Origin of the sequence: uncultured Clostridium sp. (assembly GCF_910588715.1) — a bacterium.
Taxonomy (GTDB): domain Bacteria; phylum Bacillota; class Clostridia; order Clostridiales; family Clostridiaceae; genus Clostridium.
Genome location: NZ_CAJURG010000013.1, coordinates 12,104 through 34,144, shown reverse-complemented (window position 1 = coordinate 34,144; position 22,041 = coordinate 12,104). Strand labels below are relative to the sequence as shown.

At 28.3% G+C, this 22,041-nt stretch carries 23 protein-coding genes and 1 other annotated feature; of the genes, 2 read left to right on the top strand and 21 right to left on the bottom strand.

Annotated features, from left to right (window positions below; genetic code table 11):
* Positions 1 to 42: 42 nt before the first annotated feature.
* The 14 genes from QZ321_RS11745 to QZ321_RS11680 form a co-directional block, all read right to left on the bottom strand.
* The gene (locus tag QZ321_RS11745) at positions 43 to 270 is read right to left on the bottom strand and encodes a hypothetical protein (RefSeq protein ID WP_291741038.1); all 228 of its coding nucleotides are present in this window, start codon (positions 268 to 270) and stop codon (positions 43 to 45) included.
* A gap of 410 nt (positions 271 to 680) precedes the next feature.
* Positions 681 to 2,438 (bottom strand): arginine--tRNA ligase, encoded by a 1,758-nt coding sequence (gene argS, locus QZ321_RS11740; protein ID WP_291749193.1) that lies wholly within the window; start codon positions 2,436 to 2,438, stop codon positions 681 to 683.
* Positions 2,439 to 2,492: 54 nt separating this feature from the next.
* Positions 2,493 to 2,714: a binding site (T-box leader), on the bottom strand.
* Positions 2,715 to 2,972: 258 nt separating this feature from the next.
* Positions 2,973 to 3,773 carry a pyrroline-5-carboxylate reductase gene (gene proC, locus QZ321_RS11735; RefSeq protein WP_291741035.1) on the bottom strand — a complete coding sequence of 267 codons (801 nt, stop codon included), beginning with the start codon at positions 3,771 to 3,773 and terminating at the stop codon, positions 2,973 to 2,975.
* Between the two features lie 31 nt (positions 3,774 to 3,804).
* On the bottom strand, positions 3,805 to 5,142 hold the full coding sequence (locus QZ321_RS11730) for a replicative DNA helicase (protein ID WP_291741033.1): 1,338 nt from the start codon (positions 5,140 to 5,142) through the stop codon (positions 3,805 to 3,807).
* A 162-nt stretch (positions 5,143 to 5,304) separates the two neighbouring features.
* Positions 5,305 to 7,203 (bottom strand): Lon family ATP-dependent protease, encoded by a 1,899-nt coding sequence (gene lonC, locus QZ321_RS11725; protein ID WP_291741031.1) that lies wholly within the window; start codon positions 7,201 to 7,203, stop codon positions 5,305 to 5,307.
* A 12-nt stretch (positions 7,204 to 7,215) separates the two neighbouring features.
* Positions 7,216 to 7,662, bottom strand: a complete 447-nt coding sequence (gene rplI / locus QZ321_RS11720) for a 50S ribosomal protein L9 (RefSeq protein ID WP_290455224.1) — start codon at positions 7,660 to 7,662, stop codon at positions 7,216 to 7,218.
* A 24-nt stretch (positions 7,663 to 7,686) separates the two neighbouring features.
* Positions 7,687 to 9,639 carry a DHH family phosphoesterase gene (locus QZ321_RS11715; protein WP_290455225.1) on the bottom strand — a complete coding sequence of 651 codons (1,953 nt, stop codon included), beginning with the start codon at positions 9,637 to 9,639 and terminating at the stop codon, positions 7,687 to 7,689.
* 21 nt (positions 9,640 to 9,660) lie between these two features.
* Complete coding sequence (locus QZ321_RS11710) at positions 9,661 to 9,954, bottom strand: MazG-like family protein (protein WP_290455251.1); 294 nt, start codon at positions 9,952 to 9,954, stop codon at positions 9,661 to 9,663.
* A gap of 180 nt (positions 9,955 to 10,134) precedes the next feature.
* Positions 10,135 to 10,377 carry a 30S ribosomal protein S18 gene (rpsR, locus tag QZ321_RS11705; protein WP_005209834.1) on the bottom strand — a complete coding sequence of 81 codons (243 nt, stop codon included), beginning with the start codon at positions 10,375 to 10,377 and terminating at the stop codon, positions 10,135 to 10,137.
* A gap of 33 nt (positions 10,378 to 10,410) precedes the next feature.
* Positions 10,411 to 10,842: a single-stranded DNA-binding protein gene (ssb, locus tag QZ321_RS11700; RefSeq protein ID WP_290455226.1), complete on the bottom strand. Its 432-nt coding sequence runs from the start codon at positions 10,840 to 10,842 to the stop codon at positions 10,411 to 10,413.
* Between the two features lie 13 nt (positions 10,843 to 10,855).
* Complete coding sequence (gene rpsF / locus QZ321_RS11695) at positions 10,856 to 11,143, bottom strand: 30S ribosomal protein S6 (protein WP_290455252.1); 288 nt, start codon at positions 11,141 to 11,143, stop codon at positions 10,856 to 10,858.
* Positions 11,144 to 11,243: 100 nt separating this feature from the next.
* Positions 11,244 to 11,435, bottom strand: a complete 192-nt coding sequence (locus QZ321_RS11690; RefSeq protein WP_291749189.1) for a DUF951 domain-containing protein — start codon at positions 11,433 to 11,435, stop codon at positions 11,244 to 11,246.
* Positions 11,436 to 11,446: 11 nt separating this feature from the next.
* Positions 11,447 to 12,322, bottom strand: a complete 876-nt coding sequence (locus tag QZ321_RS11685; protein WP_290455228.1) for a mechanosensitive ion channel family protein — start codon at positions 12,320 to 12,322, stop codon at positions 11,447 to 11,449.
* Between the two features lie 16 nt (positions 12,323 to 12,338).
* Positions 12,339 to 12,578 (bottom strand): DUF3343 domain-containing protein, encoded by a 240-nt coding sequence (locus QZ321_RS11680; RefSeq protein ID WP_290455229.1) that lies wholly within the window; start codon positions 12,576 to 12,578, stop codon positions 12,339 to 12,341.
* Positions 12,579 to 12,756: 178 nt separating this feature from the next.
* Here QZ321_RS11680 and QZ321_RS11675 point away from each other — a divergent pair, with 178 nt between their 5' ends.
* Positions 12,757 to 13,914, top strand: coding sequence for an aminotransferase class V-fold PLP-dependent enzyme (locus QZ321_RS11675; protein ID WP_290455230.1), 1,158 nt, complete (start codon positions 12,757 to 12,759; stop codon positions 13,912 to 13,914).
* Positions 13,915 to 13,977: 63 nt separating this feature from the next.
* Complete coding sequence (yyaC, locus tag QZ321_RS11670) at positions 13,978 to 14,550, top strand: spore protease YyaC (protein WP_290455231.1); 573 nt, start codon at positions 13,978 to 13,980, stop codon at positions 14,548 to 14,550.
* A gap of 62 nt (positions 14,551 to 14,612) precedes the next feature.
* Here the strand turns inward: yyaC and QZ321_RS11665 are convergent, their stop codons facing one another.
* From QZ321_RS11665 to mnmE, 7 genes are all read right to left on the bottom strand, one after another.
* Positions 14,613 to 15,116, bottom strand: coding sequence for a DUF4446 family protein (locus QZ321_RS11665; protein WP_290455232.1), 504 nt, complete (start codon positions 15,114 to 15,116; stop codon positions 14,613 to 14,615).
* Between the two features lie 38 nt (positions 15,117 to 15,154).
* A complete protein-coding gene (locus tag QZ321_RS11660) occupies positions 15,155 to 16,039 on the bottom strand; it encodes a ParB/RepB/Spo0J family partition protein (protein WP_290455233.1) in 885 nt (294 codons plus the stop codon).
* Between the two features lie 13 nt (positions 16,040 to 16,052).
* Positions 16,053 to 16,814 (bottom strand): AAA family ATPase, encoded by a 762-nt coding sequence (locus QZ321_RS11655; RefSeq protein WP_290455234.1) that lies wholly within the window; start codon positions 16,812 to 16,814, stop codon positions 16,053 to 16,055.
* A gap of 155 nt (positions 16,815 to 16,969) precedes the next feature.
* Positions 16,970 to 17,740, bottom strand: a complete 771-nt coding sequence (locus QZ321_RS11650; protein ID WP_290455236.1) for a ParB/RepB/Spo0J family partition protein — start codon at positions 17,738 to 17,740, stop codon at positions 16,970 to 16,972.
* 194 nt (positions 17,741 to 17,934) lie between these two features.
* On the bottom strand, positions 17,935 to 18,654 hold the full coding sequence (gene rsmG, locus QZ321_RS11645; RefSeq protein WP_290455237.1) for a 16S rRNA (guanine(527)-N(7))-methyltransferase RsmG: 720 nt from the start codon (positions 18,652 to 18,654) through the stop codon (positions 17,935 to 17,937).
* 2 nt (positions 18,655 to 18,656) lie between these two features.
* Positions 18,657 to 20,546 carry a tRNA uridine-5-carboxymethylaminomethyl(34) synthesis enzyme MnmG gene (gene mnmG, locus QZ321_RS11640; RefSeq protein WP_290455238.1) on the bottom strand — a complete coding sequence of 630 codons (1,890 nt, stop codon included), beginning with the start codon at positions 20,544 to 20,546 and terminating at the stop codon, positions 18,657 to 18,659.
* 9 nt (positions 20,547 to 20,555) lie between these two features.
* Positions 20,556 to 21,935 carry a tRNA uridine-5-carboxymethylaminomethyl(34) synthesis GTPase MnmE gene (gene mnmE / locus QZ321_RS11635; RefSeq protein WP_290455239.1) on the bottom strand — a complete coding sequence of 460 codons (1,380 nt, stop codon included), beginning with the start codon at positions 21,933 to 21,935 and terminating at the stop codon, positions 20,556 to 20,558.
* Positions 21,936 to 22,041 lie beyond the last annotated feature (106 nt).

Sequence of the window (22,041 nt, the reverse complement as noted above, 5' to 3'; positions counted from 1 at the left end):
ACATCCCAATTAAATTCAATAAATTGTGATGTAGTATTTTTCTTATTGCTCTATAAAAGTTATTAATATCTCTCCAATAACCTTGTCCTTTGAATATATATTTCCCCATTCTCTTCCATCTGTACAGTCATTAGGAAGTGAAAATGATAAATGTTCTTCTTTGATGTAAGGTTTGACTAATTCATATAACTCTCTATAATTTATATGTTTTATTATCTTTGAAAGACTTGCATTATTTTCTCCTAAGTCTTTTATTTCAACTTTATACATAATTGTCCCCCTGGATATATTAATCAATATATTATATTTTTATAGGCAATAAATATTGATAAAAATATTTTTAAAATTAAGATTAAATTTAATTTAGGAAGAAAGAAACACCTATGATTAATAAAAAAATATATTAAAATCTCTATTATTATCATTTCTTATTATTTTTATATTTGTTATGTTATTCGAATTTTTAGGAGCTACAAATAATTCCATAGGAATTGTCATGGTAACAATAATTGTTTTTACTATGCTTTTTTGTACTTATGAAATCATTGATGAAGTAAAGAAGCTAAAAAATAATTAATTTTATAAAAACATACTTAAATAAAAGAAAATTATTTAAAGTACAAAAAAACCTATAAATTAAATTACCTTTTAGCAATTTAATTTATAGGTTATATTTTAAATTACATTCTTTCTACACTTTCCATACCTAATAAGTCTAATCCTTGTTCTAAAACATTTTTAACAAGATTTATTAAACTTAACCAAGATGCTTTTTTAACTTCATCTTCTTCAGACAATATTCTTGTATCATTGTAGAACTTATTAAAATTATTAGATAATTCATATATAAATTCACAAATCTTATGAGGTGCTCTATCTCTAAAGCTTAATTCTATAACTTCATTAAACTTAGATAATTGAAGCATTAGCCCTCTTTCAGCTTCGCTTTTTGGCTCTAAAATCTTATTTTCTATATTAAATCCTTCTGATTTATTTAAAATAGATTTAATTCTTACTATAGTATATAAAATATATGGCCCTGTATTTCCTTCAAAAGAAGCAAATCTATCTATATCAAATACATAATCCTTAGATGCTTGATTTGATAAATCTCCATATTTCAATGCAGCTAAACCAACCTTTGAAGAAATTTCTTCAACATCATCTTCTGAGACATTTTTATTATCCTTAAGTTTTTCCTTACCAGCTTCTTTAATCATGCTTATTAAGTCTGCAAGTCTCATTACTCCACCTTCACGAGTTTTAAATGGCTTTCCATCTTTTCCATTCATAGTACCAAATCCTATAAAATCTAAAATAGTGTCTTCCTTTGCTATTCCTGACTTTTTAGCAGCTCTAAAGAATTGCTCATAGTGAAGTCCTTGTCTCTTATCTGCTAAGTAGATTATTTCATCAGCTTTCATATCTCTGATTCTTTCTACAACTGTAGCTAAATCAGTAGTTCCATATAAGGATGCTCCATCTGATTTTAATAATAATAATGGTGGAACTGGACTCTTATCAGTTTCTTCACTTACATCAAAAACTAAAGCACCTTCACTTTCTTTTGCAAACCCTTTTTCTTTTAACTCTTCTATCATCTCTGGAATAAATTTTTGAGCATCACTTTCACCGTTCCATAATTCAAAATCAACATCTAATGCTCCATAGTTTTTCTTTAAGTCAGTAACTGAAACATTTAATATATGTTTCCATAAAGCAACGTATCCTCTTCTACCTTGTTGAAGCTCAACAGTAGCTTGTTTTGCAGCTTCCATTACCTTCTCATCGCTCTTGGCAAGCTTACTTGCATATGGATATATATCTTCAAGTTCATCTATTGTAAATGGTGCTTCTTTAGGATATTCCCCAGTAAAGCTTTCGTCAAAGTACGGTAAAGAAGGATTTCTTCTTTCAACTTCAGATATTACCATTCCCATTTGAAGACCCCAGTCTCCTAAATGAACATCTCCAACAACATCATGTCCTAAGAATTTTGCAATTCTTTTTATACTTTCACCGATTATTGCTGATCTTAAGTGTCCAATATGTAGTGGTTTAGCAACATTTGCACCACCATAATCAACAACTATTTTTTTGATTTCTGTAGTCTTTGAAACTCCAAAATTCTCATCTTTATTCATATCATTGATATACATAGCTAAGAATTCATCATTAATATTTATGTTAATAAACCCAGGTGCAACAGCTTCTAATTTAGAAAACATTTTATTTTCCTTTAATTTTTCAACAACTTCATTAGCTATTATCATAGGTGCTTTTTTATGCTTTTTAGCATTTGCTAAAGCTCCATTACATTGATATTGGCATAAATCAGGTCTATTTGATACATTAACCTTTCCTGTTTCCTTTGCGTATCCTAACTCTTCAAAAGCATTTTTAACTACTTCATTTATTTCATCAATAAATAATTTCATAACTTTACCTCCTGATTTCTCTATTAAAATATAAAAAATCCGTCTCCTTTCATACAAAGAGACGGAATATTTCCGCGGTACCACTCAATTTAACTAAAAAATTAGTTCACTTAAAACTTTAACGCAGTTAACGGCATACCTTTATATAAACTTTTTATATTCAAGTAAGCTTCTCCAAGTTCCTTTTCCTTATTCAGAATTTTATAAGGCTTACACTCTACCCCTACTCGCTGTAAAATACTATTGAATAAGTACTCTTCTCTTCATAGAATTTTATATTTTAATTATTACATTTTTTTGAAATTATATTCATTATCTTAATATTTATATATTGTAAACTACTCTCATATTATAAAACTTTAATATTAATGATCAATATAAAAGATTTTAAAAGTTTACTCAAGTAATAAAATAGTTCTCCCTTAATAAAATATATTTTATTTATTTTGCTTCCCATCGTCAAGTGCTACCACTCTCAGTTTATAGTATTAAGAGTTTAATCGTTATTTAGTTAAATTTTAATTATTCATAGTATTACATGTTTTTAGATTTTTCTGCACATTTTTCAACTGCACTTATAACAGTACTTCTAAGTCCGTTTCTTTCAAGGTCTATTACAGCATCAATTGTTGTTCCAGAAGGTGAACAAACTTCATCCTTTAATACTCCAGGGTGTTTTCCTGTTTCTAATGCTAATTTAGCAGAACCTAATACACTTTGTTCAACTAACTTATATGCTTTAGCCCTAGGTATACCCAACTTAACACCTGCATCTGCCATTGCTTCTATAAACATAAAAACATAAGCTGGAGATGAGCCACATAAAGCTATAAATGCATGGAAATCTTTTTCTTCAAGTATTTCATATTTTCCAAAAGAATTATATAGTTTACCTACATAATTTAATTCATCTGAAGTTATATTTTTATTTGGACAAATTGCTGACATACCTTCTCCAACTAATGCTGGTGTATTAGGCATACTCCTAACAAGTTTAATATCTTTTCCAAACCATTCTTCTATTTGTGATATTGTGATCCCAGCAGCTATAGAAATAATAATAGTGTCATTATTAATCTTATCCTTTATTTCTTCTATAACTTCTTTAAAAAAATGCGGTTTAACAGCTAAAAACAAAATATTAGATTTTTCAGCTACTTCAGAATTTACTAATGTTGTTTTTACCTTGAAATCATTTCTTATTTTTTCAGCCGAATTTTCTCTCTTTGTAGAAACTATTATATCATCATTACTTATATCACTAGATTTAAGTAATGCACTAAGCATAGCCCTTCCCATATTTCCACAACCTATAATGCCAATTTTTCTATTCATACAACACCCCACAACAATTTAAATTATTTAATTATTCTCTATGTACTAAATCCAAATCAGCAAACTTAGAGTGTGCCCCAATCCAAGCCATCTTAACTGTTCCAACCGGGCCATTTCTTTGTTTAGCTATAATACATTCACCTATTCCCTTTTCTTCTGTTTCTTTATTATAATATTCATCTCTGTATAAAAACATAACAACGTCGGCATCCTGCTCAATTGAACCGGACTCTCTTAAATCTGATAACATAGGTCTATGATCAGCTCTTTGCTCTGGAGCACGAGACAATTGTGATAATGCAATTACTGGACACTCCATTTCCTTTGCTAAAGCTTTAATAGATCTTGATATTTCAGAAACTTCTTGTTGTCTATTATCACTACCTGAACTACCTGACATAAGTTGTAAGTAGTCAATAAGTATCATATCAACACCATGTTCCATCTTTATTTTTCTACACTTAGACCTCATATCCATAACACTAATACCTGCGGTATCATCTATATATATTTTAGCTTTTGCTAAAGGTCCTGTGGCTCTTGCGATTCTTTCCCAGTCATCATCTTCTAAATTACCTGTTCTAAGTTTTAACATATCTACATTAGCTTGTGAACATAAAAGTTTATATGCTAATTGCTCCTTAGACATTTCTAAAGAAAATATAACAACGCTTTTACCTTCTTTTAATGCTGCATTTTCTGCTATATTTAATGAAAATGTTGTTTTTCCCATAGATGGCCTTGCAGCAATAAGCACCATATCACCTTTTTGAAACCCTGATGTTTTAGCATCTAAATCCTTAATACCAGATCCAACACCAGTTATTGCTCCTCTATTATTAAATAATCTTTCAATTTCTAAAAATCCTCTTTCAAGAACATTAGAAAGTAATTCATATTCTTTAGTATCTCTCTTTTCGGCTATATCAAATACCTTTTTTTGAGCTAAATCTATTACCTTTTCAACATCTCCACCATTATTATAACTTTCCTCAATAATAGAAGTAGATGCTTTTATTAGTTTTCTTAAGGTAGATTTTTCTTCTACTATTTTTATATATGAACTTAAATTAGCTGTTGTAGGAACAGATGCACTTAATTCTGATATATAAGTAACTCCACCAGATTTATCTAACATATCAGTAGTTTTTAAGTACTCTAATATAGTTACTAAATCTACAGCCATATCCTTAGCATACATTTCTCTTATGGCTCTATATATAACTTTGTGTCCATCTCTATAAAAATCTTCTTCATTTAGCTTTTCTAAAACTTGAGCAATGGCACTTTTATCTATTATCATTGCCCCTATAACGGACTGCTCTGCTTCTATGCTTTGTGGTAAACTTCTCATCATAGGTGCTTCCATAAATAATCCGCCTCCCAATTTTTTATTAAAATTTCTGCTTTTTTGTGTCTATAACCTATTATATCAAAATGAATTTAATTTACTATCTCAATTTGTATAATAAATTTATTTCTTCACATAATAAAATTAAGCTTCCTATTTAAAGGAAGCTTAATTTATACATTACTTCTCAAATACTATCTCCATTAGTTCCTCTATATGACTTATAGATTTAACTTCAATATCTTCAAGTCCTAGAGGAACTTCTTTTTCATTATCCTTAGGGATAGCAACAAGTTTAATTCCTTTTCTTCTTGCTCCATATATTTTTTCAAATATTCCCCCAACAGGCTTAACTTTTCCTCTTAAAGAAATTTCCCCTGTTATAGCAACATCCTGACGAATTGCTCTTTCTGTAAGAGCACTTATTATACAAACTGTAATAGCAGCTCCTGCTGATGGACCATCAATTTGTCCTCCACCAATTACATTAACATGAACATCATAATCCTTTATATCCTTATCTGTGATTTTTCTAATTACAGATGCAGCATTAAATACAGAATCTTTTGCCATAGAACCTGCCGTATCATTAAACTTAATAGTTCCATGTCCTTTTTTCTTTGCTGGGAATACTGTTGATTCTATTTCTATTGTAGAACCTAAAAACCCACTTACTCCTAGTCCATATACATGACCTATTTCATAATTATCCAAATTATCTAATCTTTCAAATGGAGAATATCTTCCTATAGAAATAACCTCTTCAACATCTTTTAAAGTTATTTTATTATTCTCTTCATCTTCACTTGTATTAAATAATGAATATCCATATGCATCAGATAATATATTTACAGCCTTTCTACCTTCTATAGTATATTGGCTTATTAATTTTCCAACTCCATCTTCTAATTCTACATTTAATTTCTCAGATGCATTATTAACTATACCTTCTATATCTTTAGATGATAGAGGTTCAAAATACACTTCTGTACATCTAGATCTTAATGCTGGATTTATTTGACTTGGATCCTTTGTAGTTGCACCTATTAAAACAAAATCAGCTGGTGCTCCCTTTTCAAATAAATATCTTATATATTCAGGAATATTTTCATCATCTGGATCGTAATAAGAGGATGAGAATTCCACTCTCTTATCTTCTAAAACCTTTAATAACTTATTTTGAAGAATATCGTCTAATTCACCGATTTCATCAATAAATAATACTCCTCCATGAGCTTCAGTAACTAATCCGGTCTTTGGCTCTGGTACTCCAACTTCTGCTAAATCTCTCTTACTTCCTTGATATATAGGATCATGAACTGAACCTAATAAAGGATTTGTAATTTCTCTTGGATCCCATCTTAATGTAGTTCCATCAACTTCAACAAACTTTGAATCTTCATCAAAAGGTGTAAATCTTAATTTCTTAGCAGATTCTAATGCTAATCTCGCTGCTGAAGTTTTTCCTACTCCTGGTGGCCCATAAAGTATTATATGTTGAGGATAGGGTGAAGACATTTTTGATATTAATGATCTTACAGCTCTCTCTTGCCCAACTATTTCACCAAAGTTTTCAGGTCTTAAAAGTGACATTACATTTTTATTAATCTGCTTTGCGTCTAATTTTTCTAACCTTTCTAACTTTGCTGTAGTCTTTTTATTTTCTTTACCTTTTTGTTTTTTAATTATAGACAATTTAAGTTCATCCATAAACTTATCTTGTCTTTCAACTAAAGCTCTTTCTACTTCTGATTCTATTTTATTTTGAACATATTTTTTAGCTATATTTTCTGATATCCAATAGATAACATCTTCTAAAACCTCATTAGCTGTTTCATCTGTTGGGACAACCTTTGCCCCATTTCCATCAGATGCTATAACATTTAAAGCATATATTCTTTCATTTACATCTGTTGAGTTAACATGTTTTTGAAGCTTAAATCTTACTGTTCTAGCTCTAATAGCACCCTCGTCTAAAACATTTTTAAGAACATCAAATAATACATTAACTTTTGCTTCTATTGGTAAGTCACTTGTTAAAATTCCTTCTAAGTTAAGACCTTCTTTATATAAATTCAATGTTACTCCTCCTTATTGCTTAGGAACAATAATAACTTTCATCTTTGTAGATACTTCTGGATATAATTTTATTTCTACTTCATATTGACCAGCAACCTTTATAGTGTTAACAACAACTTTCTTTTTATCTATTGATAAATTAAATTTATTGTTAATAACTTCAGCTATGTCCTTATTAGTTATTGCTCCAAATAATCTTCCATTATCCCCTGCCTTAGCATCTATAGTAACTTCCTTACCTTTTAATTCAGCAGCTAATTTTTGTGCTGCTTCTAACTCAGCAAGTTTCTTTCTTCTTTCATTTTCTTTTTTCGCATTAACAACATGTAACGCATTTGCTGTTGCTTCTTCTGCTAATTTTCTAGGAAATAAATAGTTTCTTGCATATCCATCTGACGCTTCAATAACATCACCTTTTTTTCCCATTTTCTTAACGTCTTGTAATAAAATTACCTTCATATTATACACCTATCCTTTAACTTTTTATTCTTTAAGCTCTAAATGCTTCTTTATTGCTTCTTTTAACATATATACTGTTTTATCCATTGTTTCATTTACTTTTGCACCAGCCATATTCATATGACCTCCGCCTCCAAGCTCTTCTAATATAACTTGAACATTAACGTCACCTGTTGATCTACCACTTATAGTAATGGCATTGTTTATTTCACATAAAACAAAGCATACATTAATTCCAGATATACCTAAAAGTTCATCAGCAGCTCGTGCAACAATTACAGTATTATTTGCTTTGCTAGGACAAATAGCTATAGCTAAATTACCATAAACCTCAGCACTCTTAATAGTTTCTGAAATTAATAAATAATCTTCTAAACTATCAGTAAACATCTTTTTAACTTCTATAGTATCTGCACCTAAAGACCTTAAAAAAGCTGCTGCATCAAAAGTTCTCACTCCTGATTTAAATTGGAATCCCTTAGTATCCATAAAAATTCCACCTAAAAGTCCCTCCGCTTCAATTTTAGATATCTTTGGTTTTTGCAACATATACTGTATTAGTTCAGTTACAAGTTCAGATGTAGAAGATGCATAAACTTCTATATAATTTAATAGAGCACCTTCTATTATGTCAGGACTTCTTCTATGATGGTCTATAATTATTTTTCTATTAATTTTTTCAACTATACTTAAATTATTTACATATCCTTTATTATGAACATCAACAATTATTAATAACGTTTTATCATTTATTGTCTTTTCAGCTTCAGAACTAGAAATTAATAAATTATCATATTTGCCATCTTTTTTAAGTTTATTCATATAATAATCAATTGCGTTAACATCATTATCAATTATAATATTACAATTTTTCCCCAGTTGCCTTATAGCTGACCATAAGCCAACCGCTGAACCGAAAGCATCCATATCTGGGTTCTTATGCCCCATTATAAGTATGTTACTACTCTCAAAAATCAGCTCTCTTAAAGCTTGTGCTATTATTCTAGCCCTAACCCTCGTTCTTTTTTCAAGTTCACGAGTATTTCCACCAAAGAAATTTATTTTTTCATTATCTTTAACAACTACTTGATCTCCACCCCTACCTAGAGCTAACTCCCTAGCAGTAATTGCATTATTATAGTTTTCTTGTGAGTTATCCCCACCCCTACCTACTCCAATGCTTAAAGTAACTTCAAGCTTATTACCCCTATCAATATTTGATATTTCGTCTAATATGCTAAACTTACAATTAATTTCATCATTAATATATTTATCTTTTACAGATAAACAATATTTATTATAATCATATTTAATAATCATAGACTTTAATTTTTTACTATAGGAATTTATAGTTTTCTCTACCTCTGCTGCTAACATTGGTCTATTTGCTTCGTCAGTTACATCTAATGCCTCTGATAAATTATCTACTTCTATTAACATTATACTTTCTTTAGTTAAATATAAATCTCTTAAATTGCTTACTTCGTTAAAATATACCATATATTTTTGTTTTACATATGTTTCATTTTCATTGCTTATGTTATTAGCATATATGTTATAAAAAGCATCTTTTATTTTTACTCTTTGTCGTAAATCTTTATCACACTTTAACAATTTTTGCAAGTCAAGATTTCTACCTATACTAAGTATATTTTGCTCTTGTAAATCTAATAAATTTAATTCTTCTTTTAATCTATTATTAGCCCAAAGTATATTACCCTCATTATTAATTAAAGCTAGTGGATATGACATATTAGAAATATTGTCATTTATATTCGCTTTAATCTTTGTAGTTAAAGTATTAACCTTTTCATCATATAGTTCTCTGTTAATATTTAAATATATATTAATTGTTGCATATAATATTAAAATTATACTTGCTAAATAAAAAACTTTATTATAATAAAGTACTATTATTAAAATAGTAATTGCAACTGATATTAATAGTTTGCTATACCTTTTGAGCTTTTTTTTCATAAAAGCCTCCTAAATTTTATATTAATAACGTCCTTTAATATGATTTTGAAGTTTCGTTAAACTCTTTCCTTCTTTTTCATATTCATGCTCTTCAGCTATTCCCAACTTTAATTTTTTCCTCATTTCATCATCTACTTCGCTACAACTATATCCCAGCTTTTGTGCTAATACATATAAAATTAAAATTGCTCCGGCTATACAGTTTAATATAGAATCTTTAGCTATATTTGTTCCCCTTGTTAAAAGAGAAAAAAATTCTCCTATAATACATATCAAACTAGCCTTAAGTTCTTCTATAATTTTAATATTAGCCATAATATTTAGCTCTTCTTTTTTCTTCACCAAATTCTCACCTCTATTCAATACCTTGTATCTTTATTTTAATTATTTTTCTTTGTTAATGCAACTAAATAGGGGCTTAAATTACAAATTATGTAATTATTTTAAGATATAAAAATAAAAGCCCCTGAAAATCAGGGGCTAATAAAGTTATTACTATTCAGTTGTGAATGGTAATAAAGCTATGTTTCTTGATCTCTTGATAGCATCTGTTAATTGTCTTTGATGCTTAGCGCAAGTACCAGAGATTCTTCTTGGAAGAATCTTACCTCTTTCTGTAACAAACTTTCTTAGCTTGTTGATATCTTTGTAATCTATTGATTCAGCTTTATCTACACAGAAAGCACATACTTTTCTCTTAGATCTTCTCATTTTTCCAGATCTTTTCATTTCTCTCATGATGTTCCCTCCTTATAAAATAATTAGACTTTTTTAAAATGGCATATCACCATCATCAACTGGAGTCATATCTCCAAATCCCATATCTGGACTTTCAGTTGGAGCACCCCATGCGTTATCAGAATTTCTTGAGTATGAATTATTGTTACCTTCGCCAAAATTAGAACCTATGAACTCAAAACTTTCTACAGCTACATCAGTAGTATATCTTTTAGTTCCATCTTGTGCATCATAACTACCTGTTCTTATACTTCCAGTAACAGCAATTTGTCTACCCTTTGTAAGATATTGTGTAATTGTTTCTCCAGTTTTTCCAAATGCTACACAATTTATAAAGTCTGTTTCATCTTTTTTAAATTGTCTATTAATAGCAACAGTAAATCTACAAACTGCAGTACCGCTACCAGCTGCATATCTTAATTCTGGATCTTTAGTAAGTCTACCAATAAGTATAACTTTATTCATTTCAATACACCTCTTACGCTTCGTTTTTAACGATTATGTGTCTTATAACACCATCAGTAATTCTGAAAACTCTGTCTAACTCTTTTGGTAATTCAGGAGTAGCTTCGAAGTTAATTAAAGTATAGTAACCTTCGTTAACTTTGTTTATTTCATAAGCAAGCTTTCTCTTACCCCAGAAATCAACATTTTCAACTTTTCCTCCACCGTTTTCTATAACACCTTGGAATTTTTCGATTCCAGCCTTAACAGCCTCTTCATCTAATGATGGGTGTAATATAAATATAGTTTCGTACTTTCTCATCATTTTCACCTCCTTTGGACTAACGGCTACAATTTACTGTAGCAGGGATTACAGTTTTAAATTTTATCACTTTATTTTACTCTTTTCAAGTATTTTTATTTCAATTATTGGACTTAACAACCTTTTTCGTATCTTTTTGGAATTTAATGCGTGGTATCATAATTATTCTACCACATCCAATACACTTTATTTTAATATCAGCACCTAATCTTATTACTTCAAATTCCTTACTTCCACAAGGATGTTGCTTTTTCATTTCAACAATATCCCCTAAATCAAATGTTTGAATCATATTTATTCCCCTTAACTATTATTTTTATTTATAATTTGTGTCTTTGGATAAGGAATTTCTATTCCTTCTCTATCTAAGGCTAATTTTATATCTTTTCTTAACTCTCTTTCCATTTCCCATTGACTTAATGGTTCTGCTCTACCTATAATCCTAATAGTTATTCCTGAAGCATTTAATGAAAGAACTCCTAATACTTCAATTTCACCTCTCAATTTACTTTTATGCTTTTCCTCAAATAATTCATTAGTTTTCTTGATAACTTCTATTGCCGAATCAACATTCTCTTCATAAGCTATTTCAACATCAACTATAAATCTTATATCACCTCTTGAATGATTTGTAACTTCAAGAACTGAACCATTAGGCACTAAATGCAAATCACCTGTAAAATCTCTTAAAATAGTTGTCCTTATACCAATACTTTCTACAATTCCAGAATATTGACCAATAGTTACATGGTCTCCAACCCCATACTGATCCTCAAATAATATAAAAAAACCATTAATAATATCTTTTACTAAACTTTGAGCACCAAGACCTATTGCAAATCCCCCTGCACTCACTAAGGCAACAGGTATTTTAGCTAAAATATCATATAACATACTACCTATACCTATTATATATACTGTGTACTTTAGAACACTTTTTAACACTTCTCCTATAGTTAATGCTTTTTGAGGTTGTAAAGAAAAACTAGCTTTGCTAGCAACTTGTCTATCAACAAACTTTTTTATAAGATTATTTCCTACTTTTATTGAAAAATACATTATAATTGATATGAATATAATAGATATAATTTTTTCAACTATAGCTTCCAAGTTTATTCTCTTGCTAAAGAAATCAAATATGCTTTTACTTATACTATCTAAATTAATAAATCCATACATATAATGATTCCTCTTTTTACTTAATTAGTATATAGGTAGATTCTTCTCTTTTATATACGTTTTTAAAATCAATTATATTATCATTAATTATTTGGTTTAATTTTTCCTCTTCCTCTATTCTAATGCAAATACCACAACTTTGAGTAATTAAAGTTGGTGTAGGCATTATTCTAAACTTATAGTTTAATTTACCTAACTTTTGTTCTGCAGACATTGCATCATGAGTATTTTTAAATACTATAATAAAATAATTCATTTTTAATTTCCTCCTTAAAATATATATAATAATTATATTATATATATTTTAAATTTTTAATAAACACTAGCATTATAAAATTACATATTTTTCTAAAGGTTTATTGCAATTTTACTTATTTATTTTATTATAATATAAGAAACAACATTTTTAATATATAAAAATAAAGGAGTAAACAATGAAAGTATATTTAGATAATGGAAGCACATCGTTTCCCAAGCCCAAAATCGTATCAGATTCAATTTATAATTATTTAACAAATATAGGAGGAAATCCTGGAAGATCAAATCATTCTAATGCTTTAGAAGCAAATAGATCAGTATATATAGCTCGAGAAAAAATTTGTAATTTTTTTAATTACGACAAACCAGAGAATGTAATATTTACAAATAATATAACTTCATCATTGAATATTTTATTAAACGGAATAATAAAATCTGGTGATCATGTAATTACTTCTTCTATGGAACATAATTCAGTTATTAGACCATTATATAACTTAAAAAATATATTAGATATAGATTTAGATATTGTTCAAGCTAATGCTCTTGGAATAATAGATGTAAATAATATAAAAAATTTAATTAAACCTAATACAAAACTAATTGTTATTACTCATGCTTCAAATGTTACAGGCTCTATTCAACCAATTAAAGAAATAGGTGAAGTATGCAAAAAACATGGCATATTTTTCATATTAGATAGTGCTCAAAGTGCTGGTATACTTGATATAAATTTTAAGGAATTATCATTAAATGCTTTAGCCTTTACTGGTCATAAAAGTTTATTAGGACCTCAAGGAATAGGAGGCTTTATTATTGATGATAAATTAAATGAAATATGTAATCCATTAGTTCTTGGTGGTACAGGAAGTTTATCTCATTCTTTAATACAGCCTGACTTTTTACCTGATAAATTTGAATCTGGAACTTTAAATCTTCCTGGAATAGTAGGGCTCTATGAAGCAATAAAATTTATAGAATCTGAAGGCTTAAATACAATCTACGAACATAATAGCTATTTAAGATCTTATTTAATAGCTGGAATTCTTAATATGCCTAACTATAAAATAAGTGGTGTCTTAGATAAGAAATATTCTACTTCTTGTATATCAATAACTCACTCTAAATTAGATGTTAGTGAATTATCTTATATTTTAGAATCAGACTTCAATATTAACAATAGAAGCGGATTGCATTGTGCTCCCCTTGCCCATAAAACTATAGGTACTTTCCCTAATGGAACTGTTAGGCTTAGTTTAGGTTATTTTAATACAGTAGAAGAAATTAAATACACTATAGACTCTCTAAATAAGATAAATTCAATTTATAAGTAAATAGTTTCCCTTTTGAATAAGTTGTTAAATTCTTGTCGATACTTCCAATAAGGAGGTTTTAACATGGATGATTGTTTTTACATAGATTCACTTTCCCCTAACTCCTCAAACGAATTAGGGGAATATTTATATATTAAACTTAAAGATATATTTTTAGAAAATAGACCAATAATATTCCTATGCATTGGTACAGACCGAGCTACTGGAGATTCATTAGGACCATTAATAGGATATAAACTTAAAAATATTAAAAGAAAAAATATTTATATATATGGTTCATTAGAATATCCTGTTCATTCAATTAATTTAGCTGAGGTTCTAAATAAAATTAAATCTAATTTTATAAATCCCTTTATTATTGGAATAGATGCTTCTCTTGGAAATGTTCAAAATATAGGAAAAGTATTCGTTGAAGATTCCCCCCTACATCCTGGTTTAGCATTAGAAAAAAATTTACCTGAAGTTGGTGAAATGAATATAAAAGGTGTGGTTAACATATCTGGAAATTTAGATTTTATGATGTTACAAAATACTAGGCTATTTATTGTAATGTCTTTAGCTGATTGTATTTCTAATGCTATAGATCTTTTTGTTAACAAAATCTTATCTAATAATCACTTAGTTTCCTATGATTAAGTATTAATATTAAAAGTTAAAAATTATAAAAGGTAGCTGTTAAAACAACTACCTTTTATAATTTAGCTCTTAGAATTAATTGCATCGTTTAAAACTTTTAGTTCCTCTTCTGACAAATCGTACTTTGATCTTCCCTTATCTATTGGTTTAGCATATGTAGTACTATCATGTCTTGAATATATTCCAGTTATAATAACACCATCATTATAAGAATCTAATATTGCAATTGAGAAGCTTAAATCACTACCTATATCTTCAAAAGCCTTATATCTAATTATAGAAACCTTATTTATACATCCTTTTAATTCTTCAGAAATATTTTTACATTCATCAATTGCTTCTTGTGATCTATTTAATGCTTTTTCAACATTTCCTAAATTATCCTCAATAACCTGTTCTAAATTCTTATTGTCAACGCCGCACATCATTTTTTGATATTTACTCTCTAATTTTTTTACAGATACTAATAATATTATTGTAATTATAAAAAGTAATAATGTTATTACTGATAACCCAATTATTACGAAGATTGAATATTCATTGATAAAATTTATTATGCTATCCATTTATATTACTTCCCTTCAAATGTTTCACGTGAAACACTTTATAAATTAATTATTTCTAATATTCTTTGTAAATCCTCTTCAGAATAGTATTCAATCTCTATTTTACCCTTATTATTTTTATTTGTAATATTAACTTTAGTTCCAAAATAATTTTCTAGTTTATATGTTATATCCTTATAATATGGATTAATCTCATTAGTTGACTTTGCCTTTTCTCTTGTAGGACTACTTTTTAACTTTCTTATTAATACTTCTAACTCTCTTACAGATAATTTATCATCAATAACATTTTGTGCTAACTCACATTGAAGCTTACTATCATTTATTCCTAATAAAGCTCTACCATGTCCTTCTGATATTACACCTTCAATAATATACTGTTGAACACCCTCACTAAGATTTAATAATCTTAAAGTATTAGTTATTGTAACACGTGATTTTCCTATTCTTTTACTTAATTCTTCTTGTGTTAAATTAAAATCACTTATTAGTTTTTTATAAGCTAATGCTTCTTCAATAGAGTTTAAATCTTCTCTTTGAATATTTTCAATTAATGATATTTCTAAAATCTGCTTTTCAGTTAAATTCATTATTATTGCTGGTACTTCTTTAAGCCCAATTAATTTAGCTGCTCTCCATCTTCTCTCTCCAGCAACAATAACATATTCATCATCAACTTTTCTTAATATTAAGGGTTGTATTATTCCATTACCTTTAATAGATTCTGATAACTCTAAAATCTTTTCATCATCAAAAGATTTTCTTGGTTGATCTTCATTATTCTTAATTAAATTAATATCTATTAATATAGAGCCTTTTTCTTTTTCATTAGTTTTTTCCAATTTGTTGTCCAATGTACCCAAAATAGTTTCTTCGGGTATAAGAGCATTTAGGCCTTTTCCTAATCCAAATTTTTTACTCATCTGTTTATCTCTCCTATTGCTTACTTAAAAATTCTTTAGCAAAACGTTTATACGCATCTGCACCCTTGCATTTTTCATCATAAAGCATAATTGGTAAACCAAAACTCGGTGCTTCTGCTAATCTTATATTTCTAGCAATAGTCGTTTTATATACTTTATCATTAAAGAATTTTTTTGCTTCTCCATATACTTCATTACTTAAATTAGTTCTATAATCATACATAGTCATTACTACACCTTCTATATTTAATGATTTATTTAATGATTTTTTTACTAATTGTATAGTATTTATCAACTGTCCTACCCCTTCTAAAGCATAAAATTCACATTGTATAGGTATTAATACAGAATCAGCAGCTGTTAAAGCATTAATTGTTAATACACCTAATGAAGGTGGACAATCTATAAATATAAAATCATATTCATCTTGTATAGATGTAATTTCTCTTAGCAGTATAGTCTCTCTATCTTTTACTTCAATTATTTCTACCTCTGCACCTGCTAACTCCATTGTTGATGGTGCTATGTATAGGTTAGTAATTAATTCACTTTTTATAATAACATCTTTTAACGGAACATTTGCTGTAAGTACATCATACATAGAATATTCTAAATCTCTTTTATCTATTCCAAATCCACTTGTTGTATTTCCTTGTGGATCAATATCTATTGTTAATACCTTATACCCTTCCATTGCTAAATAAGCACATAAATTAATATTAGTAGTAGTTTTTCCTACTCCACCTTTTTGATTAAAAATACATATTTTTTTCATATAAAGCCCTATTTTAGGACTTCACCCCCTTCCCTCAGTTATATTATATATACTTTTATAAAATAATTAAAGATAGACATATTAAATTTAAAATAAATTTAGCATAAGTGTTTCACGTGAAACATAAAAATAGCACTCCACAGGAGTGCTATTTTTTATTTACTTTTAGGTATAGAAACTATTATTTCAATACATTCATCCCTATCTTGAAGTTTATATTTAGCTGGTATATTAAATTTACCTAATACTTGTTTTATAGTATTAACATATAACTTGCCAGGTAAAACACCCTTCCCTTTTTTCTGTTTAATTGGGTTACCAACTAATTTCAATAATTCTGTATTAATTAACTCTTCTGTTTTCTTTACATTTAAAGAATTTTTTATAACCTTTTTTATAACTTTTAATTGTAATTTTTCATCTGGTAAACCTAAAAGGGCTCTTGCATGTCTTTCTGTTAAATTATTTTCAATACACAATACTCTTAATTTATTGCTTAACTTAAGTAATCTTAATTTATTAGCTATAGTGGATTGTTTTTTACCCATCTTATTAGCTAATTCCTCTTGAGTGAATTTATGCTCATTAATTAAATTATAATATGCCTCAGCTTCTTCTATAAAATTTAAATTCTCTCTTTGTAAGTTTTCTAATAATGCAATTTCCGCAGATTGAGCATCTGTAATTTTAATTATATTACATGGAACAACTTCAAGCTGTGCCATTCTAGCTGCTCTCCATCTTCTTTCTCCTGCAACTAATTCAAATTTTTCTCCAACTCTTCTTACAGTAAGAGGCTGAATTATGCCATACTCTTTTATAGATTGACTCAATTCCTCTAACGCTTCTTCCTTAAAGAATTTTCTTGGTTGATATTCATTAGGAAAAATACTATCGATTCTTATGTTCATTATTTCTTTATTCATGTGTACGACCATCTATTATTAAAAATCTACAAATCAATATTCTTATAGATTTATAACAATAGCTTCCTCCTCATAACTTGTTATTTCATATTTTATTAATATCATTTAAACTCTTTATCTCTTTATATCCTATTAACTACCTAAACTCAAATTTATATTATTTCTATTAAAATAATTTTATCTTTTATATATCTTTATTGCAAAGGCTTCTTATTAACAGTTCCCGCTTTTCTAGGATAAGCCTTAGGACACATATTAATCTTTTTTATCTCAACTATATTATGCTTTAAATCAGTCTCCTCAATAGATATTTCTATTATTTCTTTTAATTCTCCACCTAATATTTTTATAGCCTTTTTTCCATTTTCAAGTTCTTCATCAATTGCCGGTCCCTTTAAAGCAACAAAATATCCACCTTTTTTTACATATGGCATACAAAATTCAGATAAAACTGCCATATTTGCTACAGCCCTAGATGTTGCAACATCAAATTTTTCTCGTAATTCCGGTTTTCTTGCCCCATCTTCTGCTCTTGAATGAATTGTTGTTACATTTTTTAAACCAAGCTCTTTAACTACCAAATTTAAAAAATTAATTCTTTTATTTAACGAATCTAAAAGAGTTACTTTTACATTTTGATTCATTATTGCAATTGGTAGTCCCGGAAATCCAGCTCCTGTCCCAACATCTATTATAGCTTTGGCTTTTCTTATAGGTTCTGATTTAAAAGATTTAATGCAATCTATAAAATGCTTTTTAATGACTTCTTCATCTTCTGTTATAGCTGTTAAGTTTATTTTCTCATTCCATTCTTGAAGAAGTCTCATATATTTAATAAATTGCTCATATTGTAATTCTGTAAATTCTAATCCTACATCATTTGAAGCTGTTTTCATTAATTCAAAAAATTTCATCCTTAGTCCTCCTTTTTATTTTTCTTATATTGATGTTCTAAATATATTAATAAAACTGATATATCAGCAGGAGATACTCCAGATATTCTTGATGCCTGACCAATACTTACTGGTCTTATTGCACTTAATTTTTGGATAGCTTCCACTCTTAATCCCTTTACGTCACTATAATCTATATTTTCAGGTAATAACTTTTTCTCAAACTTTTTAAATTGATTAACTTGATCTAATTGACTAGCTATATATCCTTCATATTTAGCTATAATATTTACTTGTTCACCAATATCATCTGTATATTTTGGTCTTTCTAAATCTAATGGTGCTAACATGAAATAATCTAATTCTGGTCTTTTAATCAGTTCATACATACTTATTGGCTTCTTAAGTTCTGTAGAATTAAGTGATACTAAAAACTCATTATTTTCTCTCTTATTGGTTATCTGTAAATTTTTTAATCTTTCAACTTCATTCTCTATATTTGCTTTTCTATTTAAAAATCTATTATATCTTTCATCACTTACTAGACCAACCTTTCTTCCTATTTCAGTTAATCTAAAATCAGCATTATCTTGTCTTAATAATAATCTATATTCAGCTCTAGAAGTCATCATTCTATAAGGTTCATTAGTACCTTTAGTAACTAAGTCATCAATTAATACACCAGCATATGCATCTGAACGTGTTAATATCATAGGATCTTCACCTTTAATTTTTAATGCAGCATTTATTCCTGCAACAATTCCTTGAGCAGCAGCCTCTTCGTAACCAGAACTACCATTTAATTGTCCCGCTCCATATAATCCTTCTATTGTTTTAAATTCTAATGTAGGTTTTAATTGCATTGGATTTATTGAATCATATTCTATAGCATAAGCAGTTCTTAATAATTCTACATTTTCTAATCCTTCTAATGTTCTATACATTTTTACTTGAACATCTTCTGGTAATGATGATGACATTCCTCCAACATACATTTCTAATGTATCTTCACCCTCTGGTTCCACAAATATCTGATGTCTATTCTTATCTGGGAATTTCATTACCTTATCTTCTATAGATGGACAATATCTTGGTCCAACACCCTCAATACTACCATTATACATAGGAGATCTATCTATATTTTCCATTATAATATTATGAGTTTCTTCATTAGTATAAGTTAACCAACAAGACACTTGCTCTCTATCTATATTGTCATGCATAAATGAAAATGGAACTATTTTTTTATCACCAGGTTGCTCAATCATTTTTGAAAAATCAACTGATCTTTTATTTATCCTTGCTGGAGTTCCAGTTTTAAATCTTCTCATTTCTATTCCTAGATCCATTAAATGCTGTGTTAACTCATTAGCTGCAGCTAATCCATTTGGACCGCTATTATAAGTTACATCACCAATTATTATTCTTGCTCTTAAATATGTACCTGTTGTTAGTATTATGGCTTTACATTTAAAGAAAGCACCATTTTTAGTTAATACTCCAATAACCTTTCCGTTTTCTACTTCAATATCAATAACTTCTAATTGTCTAACTTCTAAATTTTCTTGATTTTCCAAAACACTCTTCATTCTATTTTGATATTTTTTTCTATCAGCTTGTGCTCTTAAAGAGTGTACTGCTGGTCCCTTAGATGTATTTAACATTCTTGATTGAATAAATGTATGGTCAATATTTACCCCCATTTCTCCACCTAATGCATCAATTTCTCTAACTAAGTGTCCCTTAGCTGTACCTCCTATATTAGGATTACAAGGCATTAATCCTATAGCATCAAGATTTAATGTACATACTAATGTCTTTAATCCCATTCTAGCTGATGCAAGACCCGCTTCACATCCAGCATGCCCAGCACCAACTACAATTACGTCATATTCTCCTGCATTATATCTCATTTTATACTCCTACTTTCCTACACAGAAATCTCCAAATATTTTATTTACTAAGTCTTCTTCTAATTCATCACCTGTAATTTCATTTAAAGCTCTTAAAGCCGATGTTACAAAAATAGAAATTAAATCTAAATATTCATTCATTTTTACTCTACTTAAGGCATTTTCTGCATTTTCTAGCGCTCTAAATAATGCTTGCTTATGTCTTGAATTAGATATTATTAAACTTTCTGTATCAATTTTTCCACTAAAGAATAATTTCTTTATTGTTTCTTTTAAATCACCTAATCCTAACTCTTCTTTAGCAGATATCTTAATTATATTTTCAAAATTATTTACTAGCTTCTCATCAATCTTAGACTCTAAATCTATTTTATTTAATATAACAATACATTTTTTATCTCCAACCGAATCTATAATTTCTCTATCTTCATCGTCTAATTTTCTTGAAGAATCAAGAACTAATAAAACTAAATCAGCTTCCTGAATTTTTTCTCTTGATCTTTCTACTCCAATCTTTTCAACAACATCCTCTGTTTCTCTAATTCCTGCTGTATCAATTATTTTAACTGGAATACCATCTAAATTTATATACTCTTCAATTATATCTCTTGTAGTTCCTGCAATATCAGTTACTATTGCTCTCTTTTCTCTTAATAGTGCATTTAATAAAGAAGATTTTCCTACGTTTGGCTTTCCAACTATAGCTAAACTTAATCCTTCTCTAATAAGCTTTCCTTCATCTGCCCCCTTTAATAGAATCTTCATTTCATTTATAGCTTTTTCTAAACTTTCTCCTACCTTTAAAGGAATACTTGGATCTACTTCTTCATCATCCTCTGTAAAATCTACGGCAAATTCAACTAATGCTAATATATTTAGCATATATTCTCTTAATCTATTAATCTCTTTAGATAAATATCCTGTACTTTGCATTAAAGCAGATTTCATTGCTAAATCTGTCTTAGCTGTTATTATATCCATAACTGCTTCAGCTTGTGACAAATCTATTCTACCATTTAAAAATGCTCTTTTAGTAAACTCTCCTGGTTCTGCAAGTCTGGCTCCAGCCTTAATTACAGCTTCTAACACCTTATTTGTAGACACAACACCACCATGGCAATTTATTTCTATAGTATCCTCTGCGGTAAAACTTCTTGGCCCTTTCATAAAACTAATTATTACTTCGTCAATTAAATCATTAGTTTCTATATCATATATGTGACCGTACTTCATTGTATAAGGTTTCATATTTTTTATATCATCATTATTCTTAGATTTAAATATTTTTGATGTTATATCCACAGCTTTATCCCCAGATATTCTTATAATTGCAATACCACCTTCACCTAAAGCTGTAGCTATCGCACATATTGTATCAAATTCTTTCATTTTATCCTCCGAATGTGAATAAATTTATATAATTAAAAATTATCGTTATTTATTTAAGTATATTTAAATTCTATCCTTATTTATTTTTTTAATTCTCATTCCCCAT